We start from the raw sequence: 9,426 nt of genomic DNA on the forward strand, positions 1-9,426 counted from the left end.
ATGGATATCTAACATAATATGATGCAAGCGCGCATCAACCTTCTCTGCTTTCCATCCCATACGGGCTGCGTTTTGTGCCATCTCTAAACCGGATGTCGCCACTCCTCCCGCATTCGCGGCCTTACCTGGTGCAAATAAAACACCGGCCTCAAGGAAAAGCTCCGTAGCAGGAATGGTTGTTGGCATATTTGCCCCTTCAGCAACGGCTTTCACACCATTTTTGATGATATGTCAAAAAGTTTAACGCGACACTTATCACAATTTTGCAACATCCATTAGACAACGCAAACTTGGGTATGGTAGAGATAATAGCCATACCCAGTTTATTAAACTTAGTTAATTTAAACCCAGCTAACTTTAATAAACTAACTGACAGATTAATTTTCCGATTAAAATCATCTAATAAGAAAATTACCTATCAGTATGAAAAAGAAGTCATCAAATACCGATTAGGTTTTCTATTTTTCTAAGCCGAAAAGAAAAACAGAAAACCACAGGGTCAGTGAACTGAAAGCCCTCAGAGATCAAAACGGTCTCTGAGGGCTTTTTTTATTTTTTATAAAGGAAATATTATGTCTAAACAACGCCGTTTATCCAAAATTTTTGCAAAAGATGGTAAGTCCGTCACACTGGCACTCGACGGTTATTTTTTCTCCACCAAAACTGCTGGCATCGATAACACCATCAAGAAAATGCCTGAACTGGCTGCTAACGGTTTAGATTGCGCCTTAATCACTTATGGTATGGCAAGAAACTATGCAGATGCCTTTAATGATGTTTCAATCGTGCTACGTGTTGATTCTACAGTAAATGTGTATGACAACAGTGTGCCTGATACCCAACAAGTTTTTGGTGCCGAAGAAGCACTGAAAATGGGTGCTGATGGCATGGTATGCATGACCTTCCCCGGCGCATTTAATGAAGAGAAAACTCACGCTATGACGGCAAGACTGGTCAAACAAGCTGAGCAATGGAATATGCCATTTATCGTTGAATCACTGCCATACGGCTATGCAGTAACGAGTCCTGAATCCAATGAAGCCAAAGTGATTGCTGACTCTGCGCGTATTGCGGTTGAGTTAGGGGCAGATATCATCAAAACACGTTTTTCTGGCACACCAGACGACTATTTGATTGTCGAAGCATCAATGGTACCTGTTTTAGCACTCGGTGGACCAAAAACCGATACACTGAGTTATTTCAAATTTGTTGAACACTGTATGAAGATGGGAGCCAAAGGCGTTGCTGTGGGCCGTAACATCACTCAAGACCCTAACCCTGTCGCGATGGTGGCTGGCCTTAACGCTATCATCCATCTCGGTGCATCACCTGAAGAGGCATTTGCGCTCTATCAAAATAAAAATTAGGAATTATTAGCATGAATTTAAATAACACCATCATCCCATCGGTTCGCAACTATAAATATTTCGAGCGCGCACTTGCTAGCCACTCTGAATATATCTTATTGCCGGACGCCGATATCGGCAATTTACAGTCGATGATTGGGAAATGCCATAAAGCGGGAAAAAAGGTGTTAGTCCATTTGGAGTTATTAGGTGGATTTAAACCTGACCAAGCTGGCGTCACCGTATTAAAGAATTTTTATAAGGTGGATGGTGTTATTTCATCAAATTTTACAGCCCTACGTTACGCAAAAAAAGAAGGGTTAGACACCATCTTTCGCGTATTACTCGTTGATTCACGATCACTAGAACAGGCCAGTAATATGGTCAAAAACTATTCCGTGGATGTCGATGCGATCGAGTTATTACCTGCTGAATATGCTTGTACCTGTTTTGATTTATTAAAACGCAGTTTTAACCAAGCCAATACGCAATTTATTGCAGGTGGCTTTGTTAAACGAAAATACTTAGTTGAAAAGATTTTTTATACCGGTTTTAACGGCATTACCACCAGTGAACATACATTGTGGTAATTAAAGTTTGAGTTGTAAACCCTACGCCAACACCATTACAACTCAAATAATTAAAATAATGATAAACCCAAAATATACGCTCTACAGCGATTCAGAATAAAACAATAGAGCTGTTGTATGAAATATCTGTGGTGTAACAGCCACCCAAAATAGTTCGTGCTACAGCTAGGCGGTAAATGAGGATATCCCAGGGAGCATACATAAGTATGTGACTCGGGTAGTCAAATGCAGCCAACGACGCTGTGGTGCGAAATATGAAGGGTTAGAGGAGTTCCATGAAAAAATATATCTTAGGAATTGATAATGGCGGCACTGTGACCAAGGCTGCTATCTATAACCTCGAAGGCCAAGTACTGGCTATTGCGTCCAATACCACTCGGATGATCACCCCAAAACCCTTTTTTACTGAAAGGGATATTGAGGAGTTATGGCAATCTAATTTACTCGTTATCAAAGAGGTACTTAAAAAATCAGTTATTGATGCTGCCGATATTATTGGCATCTCAGTAACCGGTCATGGCAATGGTCTCTATTTAGTTGATGAGCAGGGAAAACCCACTCGTAATGGCATTATTTCAACAGATAATCGTGCCAAAAAATATGTTGAACAATGGTATCAATCACCTAAATTCGAAAGTGAAATTCTACCTAAAACCATGCAATCAATTTGGGCAGGCCAACCTGTCGCCCTACTCGCTTGGCTACAAGATAATGAACCTGAAACACTGGAAAAGGCGCGTTACATCTTTATGGTGAAAGATCTGATCCGCTTTTATTTGACGGGTGAAGCCACACAAGAGCTGACCGACATCTCAGGTACTAACTTGATTAACGTGCGTGATCGCTGCTATGACGATGAGTTACTCGCTTTTTGGGGCGGACTATCGTGGAAAGATAAACTACCGCCGATCAAGTTATCCACTGATTGTTGCGGCCGTATCACAGAAGAAATCGCTGCACTGACTGGCCTTAAAGCAGGCACACCGGTTTCAGGTGGTATCTTTGATATTTCCGCTTCTTCATTAGCTTCAGGTATCAACCAAACCAATAAATTAGCGATTGTAGCGGGGACATGGAGTATCAACGAATATGTCACCGACAAACCGGTGGTTGATAAAGATTTATTTATGACCTCGATTTACCCGATGGAAAATCGTTGGCAAATTACTGAAGCCAGTCCGACATCTGCCAGTAATTTAGAATGGTTTATCACCCAATTTATGGCGGCAGATAAGCAGCTTGAAGAAGCCAAAGGCAGTTCAGTGTATGAACTGTGTAACCAATTAGTGGCTTCCACCACGCCAGATGAAAGCCAATTGATGTTCTTCCCGTTTGTATTTGGTTCCAACACCATTCCAGATGCCACTGCCGGTTTTGTTGGTGTCACCAGTTTCCATCAACGCGCTCACTTCCTCCGTGCTATCTATGAAGGAGTTGCATTTAGTCACCTTTATCATGTCGAGCGGCTGCGCCGTATTAATCCACAGTTGAGCAATGTGATCCGCATCGCGGGCGGTATTACTCACTCACCCGTTTGGCTACAAATTTTTGCCGATATCTTCCAGAGCCAATTAGAAATCGTCGATGTGAAAGAGCACGGTACCCTTGGTGCCGCCATGACCGCAGCGGTGATGGAAGGCTATTTCCCCGATGTTTTTGCGGCTTGTGATGCGATGGTAAAAGTGTCTGAAGTGATCCATCCACAAACGGATAAACAAGCGGTTTATGCCAAAAAATACGCCATGTACAAACGCATGCTAGATGATATGCAACCGACGTGGAAATCACATAACCCCCAGCAAACCATTGATGCTTAAATAAGGAGTTAGTTGATCATGGAACTCAATTTACACGGTAAAAATGCGCTGGTCACTGGTGGGGCGACTGGACTAGGACGTGAGCTGGTGCAATCGCTGGTAAAAGAAGGCGTTAACGTCTGCTTTACTTATCGTAGCCATCCAGAAGCCGCATTAGCGCTCGTTGAGGCGCTAAATGGTTTAAATGGTACTGAGGTAGTTGCTATCCGAACCAACTTAGGCGACAGCCAAGAGATTGATGCATTATTTGAGCAGGGGCTCACCCATTTCAAACAATTCGACATCCTGATTAATAATGCAGGTATTTGGCCGACAGGGATGGTCGCAGATATTACACTGGAAGAGTGGGATAACGTGATGAACATCAACCTAAAATCCGTTTTCCATTTAAGCCAATTATTTATCAATCAATGTTCAAATAAGCAAATCACTGGCTCAGTGCTCAACATTACCTCGCAAGCAGCGTTTCATGGTTCAACGACTGGTCACTCACACTACGCCGCCAGTAAAGCGGGCTTAGTCGCCTTTTCAATATCACTGGCGCGTGAGGTTGCCAAACAAGGCATTAATGTTAACAACATTGCAGTTGGCATTATGGATACTGAAATGATCCGCGGCAACCTAGAGAAAGACCCACAATATTATCTGAATCGAATTCCTGTTGGGCGTGTCGCCTCCCCTGCTGAAATCGCGGATATTGGGGTGTTCTTGGTTTCAAAAAAAGCCAGTTATATGACGGGAGCAACCATTGATGTGACTGGTGGGATGTTAATGCGCTAAGCCCATAGGGCAACAAAAAATTTTGGAGAACAACATGAAATGTCTGGCAATTTCGGATCTATTTATTGATAAACCAACCATGGAGGCTGGGCTAGAAAAGCTACGCCAACAAGGTTATGAGGTTATCGTTCGTCAGTGGGCACACCCTTCTATTGAAAAACTGCAAGAAGATAACTTGCAAGTTGAGCAACACGGTGCGGAAGCGGTGATTTTACCAGCGGATTTATATGCGGATTTACAAGATGTTGAGTTAGTGATCACCCAGTTCGCCCCTGTGAATAAAGCGGTAATCGATAAACTACCAAAACTGAAATATATCGGTGTATTGCGTGGTGGCATTGAAAATATCAATAAAGAATATGCCGAGAACAAAGGCATTAAGGTAATGAATACACCAGGGCGTAATGCACGCAGTGTGGCTGAATTTACGGTTGGCATGATGTTGGCTGAAACACGTAATATTGCGCGTGCACATGATGCATTGAAGGATAAATATTGGCGTAAAGATTTCGTCAACGCGGATGTGATCCCAGAAATTGGTGGAAAAACCATTGGGTTAGTTGGCTTTGGCCATATTGCTCAACTGGTGGCTAAATTCCTTAAAGGCTTTGATACCAACGTTATATTTTACGATAAATACGTTGACGCTGTTGATGGTTACACCAAAGTTGATTCACTTGAAGATTTGGTTAAAGTTTCCGATATTATTTCGCTACACGCACGTTTATCCCCAGAAACACAAAACTTGATCAACGAAAAACACTTTAAATTAATGAAACCCACCGCCGTAATAGTGAATACCGCGCGTTCAGGTTTAATTAATGAGCGTGATTTGCTGCAAGCACTCAAAGAAAAACGCATTATGGGTGCCGCTATCGATACCTTTGATGATGAGCCATTAAAAGAGGAGAGCGAATTTTATTTATTAGACAATGTGACCATCACACCGCATATGGCAGGTAGTACTTTAGATGCATTCAGCAATACGCCAAAACTATTTGCTGAGATATTTTTAAAACAACAAAAATAATTAATTTAACGAAAAGAACATCGGCAAAAAATATAAAAAATAAACGATAGGGTGAAACCTGTCAGGGGCACCCTATACCCTACAAAAACAACCTTATGTATTTTGAGTAATTATAAACCACAACTTATTTAACTATCAGGTTTATTTTTTTATTCAATACGCAGTAGGTAAATACTCTAAATAGTTCGCGTTGTGGCTAGGCGACAAGCAAACGAGTCGCTAGGGCATACATAAGTATGTGACTAGTGCGAGTGAACGCAGCCAACAACGCCACGGCGAGAAATATGACGAGTATTGGGAGGAAGGCATGGATATAATCAACAATATCATCGGGCTGGGCGCATCGGTTATGATGCCAATAATATTTTTCATTATTGCATTATGTTTTGGCGTTCGCGTAGGCACCGCTTTTAAAGCGGGTATGTTAGTCGGCATCGGTTTTGTTGGTGTTGGCTTAGTCATCAACTTATTACTATCGAATTTAGGACCTGCCTCGCAATCGATGGTTGAAAAGATGGGTTTAAACCTTACCGTGGTTGATACGGGTTGGCCTACTGCCTCCACCATTGGCTGGGGCTCACCGATTATGGTGCCAGTTGTACTAGGCTTTATTGCGATCAACTTAGTGATGGTTTTATTTAAGCTCACAAAAACCATTAATATTGATATCTTTAACTATTGGATATTTTTATTAGTCGGTTCTGTAGTGTATGCGGGTACTGAAAGCTACTGGCTATCAATTGGTATCACTTATGTGATCTTTATTGCCACTTTGGTTGCGGCAGATATTACTGCACCTTATCTACAACGTAATTATAATTTACAAGGCATTTCCTTCCCTCATCTGACTTGTATTATGTATGTACCGTTTGGCATCGTGACAAACTATATTATCGAGAAAATTCCAGGGTTAAATAAAATTAACCTCGAACCCGAAACGATTAATAAAAAATTCGGTGTATTCGGTGAACCATTAACATTAGGCTTTATTTTAGGTTTGGTATTAGCATTGATGGCAGGCTATCCTATCAGTGAATCTGTTGCGCTCGCCGTGACCGTGTCTGCGGCAATGTTACTACTGCCTAAAATGATCGAAATTTTAGTCCAAGGTCTGTTAATTGTTCGCGATGCCGTTGAAGCAAAATTGAAAAAGAAATTCCCTAACCGTGATTTCTATATTGGCATGGATACTGCACTGTTAATTGGTGAGCCTTCCGTGTTGGCAACTGGGCTATTACTGATCCCAATGGCGATTGTGTTAGCTTTCGTACTACCGGGCAACAAAGTATTACCTTTCGTTGACCTTGCTTCATTGATGTTTTTATTAGCTATGGTGACACCATTCTGTAAGCGTAATATGTTTAGAATGTTTATCTGTGGCACATTAGTCCTAACATCCATTTACTATGTGGGAACCGATATTTCCAAGGAATATACGCAAGCTGCGGTGAATTCGAATATCCCAGTACCAGAAGGGATTTCAGAAATGACCAATATCGTGGGTGGAGCAACCACACCTGCGGGCTGGGCAGCAGTAAAAATTGGCGAATTAATCGCTAAGTAATCCTCAATTAACAGCTAACTATAACTTCTCTTAGTTAGCTGTTTTATTTCAAATACTCACCAGCGCTACGGGTAACCAATTTCCCTTCTCTCTTCTTCATAAATACCCTCACTCACTACAGTTTTAGGCCGAGAGCAATCATAACGTGAAGTCTATAAAATTCATTTAATTTAAGTTAATCTCAATAACTATTAAAATATTTTAAATAATGACAGGTGGAAAAATAGGCATTCGAAACCTCTACCAATAGATATTTTAAGTGGTTGGCAACGTATAGCGTTTTTTCACCCTTATTCGTCCGATATTAATAACAAGAAAAAATTATCTATATCCCGAAAAGCGCTTACAGAAAATAAGAACAACCAATTACCTTGGCTTTGTGATAAATACCGAGAGCAATATAAAATTCCTAAAACAACCGCATTTATTCTTTACCTTGGTGAGTTTGATAAAAATCTAAGTAATTCGCTCATTCAAGATATTGTCGGTTCAGAAACAGGGCAAGCTAAAGAAGAGTGCGAACAACGTTTAAGTAATGAAAGAGTAACCATCTTTGCCAAGAAGTACTACATCAATATGCTGACCGTTGGAACCCACAAACTTTCTCAATCCAACAAATTGCGGATCGCATCAATTCATGGGGCTGTCAGTTAGAAGTCATGAATAACCCGATTTGGATTGGTATTCTTTTATGGGTACACCGCCATTGTATTGAACCTATGTTTAGCCTTGCCAATAATAGGACTTACAATGGCCGTATGATCCATGCGGATTCAAAGGACGACATTCTCAGCCTCTCCATCAATAACAAGCTCAAAAACCATGAGGTTGTATCAAAGGGGAATACGGGTAATAAACAATACCGAGATAGCCACGGCAAAGACCTATTAATGTTATTATCTCGCCTAATGCAGGAAAATATTACGCTACAATCTATTTATGTGATCACACCTTTTAACGCGGTTAAAACTGCATTAATCGAATTACTCAAGGAAACAGATCTACCAGCTATACAACAGCCAGTGATTAAAATCACACCAGAAGAGGTCAACCATTGGGCCAAACATAAGATTGGCGCCGTGAATACCTTCCAAGGTAAAGAAAATAATACCGTTATTTTTGTACTCGGTTGCAGTATCGGTGAAGAGGGTGGCGCACAATGGGCAGCGAGTAAGCCCAACCTAGTTAATGTCGCTCTAACACGCGCCAAGAAATATATTTTTGTAATTGGTAATCCTGATGTATGGGGCCATCTACCAAGCTTTTCAGATGTAGCCAATACATTGCCAAGAGAAATAGGCACTTTGGAATAATCATTAAATAGACTCTAGAAGCTCATCGTATTATGGTGAGCTTCTAATCAAGTCATCACGTTAAACTGCTAAATCAAATATAAAGTAATACTCATTGATATGCTTAATTAGCTAACACTACAGAAAATCACTCTCGATTTAAAAAGTACTGTTTAATAGTATGCCGCAGCCATTGATGTGCTGGATCCCTGTCTAACCGTGGGTGCCATGCTTGAACAATAAACACCGATTCCAATTCAAGCGGCAAGCTTAGCGGACTTAATTGCTTACCCCAACCCTCTTTTCCCTGTTGGAACACCATTTGATTATTGTAATACGGGCTATTTTTTATTATCCATTATTATTGAAAGCGTTAGCAGGCAAAGTTATAAAGAATTTGCTCAACAGTCTATTTTTAAACCATTACAAATGGATAATAACTTTATAGTGGGATCGTACCCCGTCCACACCACAATTGCTCGTGGGTACCGTGAAAACAATACATGTGGCTATCAATTAAGTGAAAGTCTTTGGACTTAAACCGGTGATGGTGCTGTTCATTCAAATGTTTTAGATTTAATGAAATGGGGTAAAAATGACACCAGTGGTAAAGTCGGAGGAAAAGCACTAGTCGAGAAAATGCTTCAGGCATTACCGGCTAGAAATAGGATAGGTAAAGCCATTGAACACCATCAGAAATATGCTTATGGCATTATTATTTCACAACACTTCGGCATCACACATTTCGAGCATTCATGAGGCTGGGCTGGCTGGGCTACCTATTTTTTACGTTTACCTGATTTAGGCTTAACTGTCGCTGTTTTGGCAAATGTTGAAGATTTAGACACGCAAAAGATGGCTTATGAGTTTACCGATATCATTTTGACTCAATCTACGGAATTCCATGACGACCATGATTAATAATGAGTGCAGTGGTCAACAAAAATTGCTCCCGCTTTAGCCTTAGCTAAACGCCGTGTCGTTGTGAAGCGACCAGATTATGCGGA

General features: G+C 41.0%; 8 protein-coding genes and 1 pseudogene. 8 read left to right on the plus strand and 1 reads right to left on the minus strand.

Annotation, left to right across the window (positions count from 1 at the left end; all coding sequences use genetic code 11):
• Positions 1 to 228: pseudogene (locus tag PR699_RS15410) on the minus strand (glutamate dehydrogenase); the annotation flags it as partial.
• Between the two features lie 344 nt (positions 229 to 572).
• Here PR699_RS15410 and PR699_RS15415 point away from each other — a divergent pair.
• The 8 genes from PR699_RS15415 (at position 573) to PR699_RS19710 (ending at position 8,959) form a co-directional block, all read left to right on the plus strand.
• Positions 573 to 1,367 (plus strand): class I fructose-bisphosphate aldolase, encoded by a 795-nt coding sequence (locus PR699_RS15415; RefSeq protein ID WP_004916010.1) that lies wholly within the window; start codon positions 573 to 575, stop codon positions 1,365 to 1,367.
• Positions 1,368 to 1,378: 11 nt separating this feature from the next.
• A complete protein-coding gene (locus tag PR699_RS15420; RefSeq protein ID WP_004916012.1) occupies positions 1,379 to 1,936 on the plus strand; it encodes a glycerol-3-phosphate responsive antiterminator in 558 nt (185 codons plus the stop codon).
• Between the two features lie 275 nt (positions 1,937 to 2,211).
• The gene (locus PR699_RS15425; RefSeq protein ID WP_014657112.1) at positions 2,212 to 3,753 is read left to right on the plus strand and encodes an FGGY-family carbohydrate kinase; all 1,542 of its coding nucleotides are present in this window, start codon (positions 2,212 to 2,214) and stop codon (positions 3,751 to 3,753) included.
• 18 nt (positions 3,754 to 3,771) lie between these two features.
• Positions 3,772 to 4,533 carry an SDR family NAD(P)-dependent oxidoreductase gene (locus tag PR699_RS15430; protein ID WP_004916017.1) on the plus strand — a complete coding sequence of 254 codons (762 nt, stop codon included), beginning with the start codon at positions 3,772 to 3,774 and terminating at the stop codon, positions 4,531 to 4,533.
• 34 nt (positions 4,534 to 4,567) lie between these two features.
• Entirely contained in the window at positions 4,568 to 5,563 is a 996-nt protein-coding gene (locus tag PR699_RS15435) for a 2-hydroxyacid dehydrogenase (RefSeq protein WP_014657113.1), read from the plus strand.
• A 307-nt stretch (positions 5,564 to 5,870) separates the two neighbouring features.
• Positions 5,871 to 7,127, plus strand: coding sequence for a PTS galactitol transporter subunit IIC (locus PR699_RS15440; protein ID WP_014657114.1), 1,257 nt, complete (start codon positions 5,871 to 5,873; stop codon positions 7,125 to 7,127).
• Positions 7,128 to 7,786: 659 nt separating this feature from the next.
• Positions 7,787 to 8,440, plus strand: a complete 654-nt coding sequence (locus PR699_RS15445) for an AAA domain-containing protein (RefSeq protein WP_014657115.1) — start codon at positions 7,787 to 7,789, stop codon at positions 8,438 to 8,440.
• A gap of 261 nt (positions 8,441 to 8,701) precedes the next feature.
• Positions 8,702 to 8,959 (plus strand): serine hydrolase, encoded by a 258-nt coding sequence (locus PR699_RS19710; RefSeq protein WP_350587044.1) that lies wholly within the window; start codon positions 8,702 to 8,704, stop codon positions 8,957 to 8,959.
• Positions 8,960 to 9,426: the final 467 nt, after the last annotated feature.

Source organism: Providencia sp. PROV268 (genome assembly GCF_028477805.1).
Lineage (GTDB): Bacteria > Pseudomonadota > Gammaproteobacteria > Enterobacterales > Enterobacteriaceae > Providencia > Providencia stuartii.

What these genes read in the sequence shown, in the direction of transcription:
- PR699_RS15415 (WP_004916010.1), top strand. Translation starts at nt 573, where the DNA reads ATGTCTAAACAACGCCGTTTATCCAAAATTTTTGCAAAAGATGGTAAG.
- PR699_RS15420 (WP_004916012.1), top strand. Translation starts at nt 1,379, where the DNA reads ATGAATTTAAATAACACCATCATCCCATCGGTTCGCAACTATAAATAT.
- PR699_RS15425 (WP_014657112.1), top strand. Translation starts at nt 2,212, where the DNA reads ATGAAAAAATATATCTTAGGAATTGATAATGGCGGCACTGTGACCAAG.
- PR699_RS15430 (WP_004916017.1), top strand. Translation starts at nt 3,772, where the DNA reads ATGGAACTCAATTTACACGGTAAAAATGCGCTGGTCACTGGTGGGGCG.
- PR699_RS15435 (WP_014657113.1), top strand. Translation starts at nt 4,568, where the DNA reads ATGAAATGTCTGGCAATTTCGGATCTATTTATTGATAAACCAACCATG.
- PR699_RS15440 (WP_014657114.1), top strand. Translation starts at nt 5,871, where the DNA reads ATGGATATAATCAACAATATCATCGGGCTGGGCGCATCGGTTATGATG.
- PR699_RS15445 (WP_014657115.1), top strand. Translation starts at nt 7,787, where the DNA reads ATGAATAACCCGATTTGGATTGGTATTCTTTTATGGGTACACCGCCAT.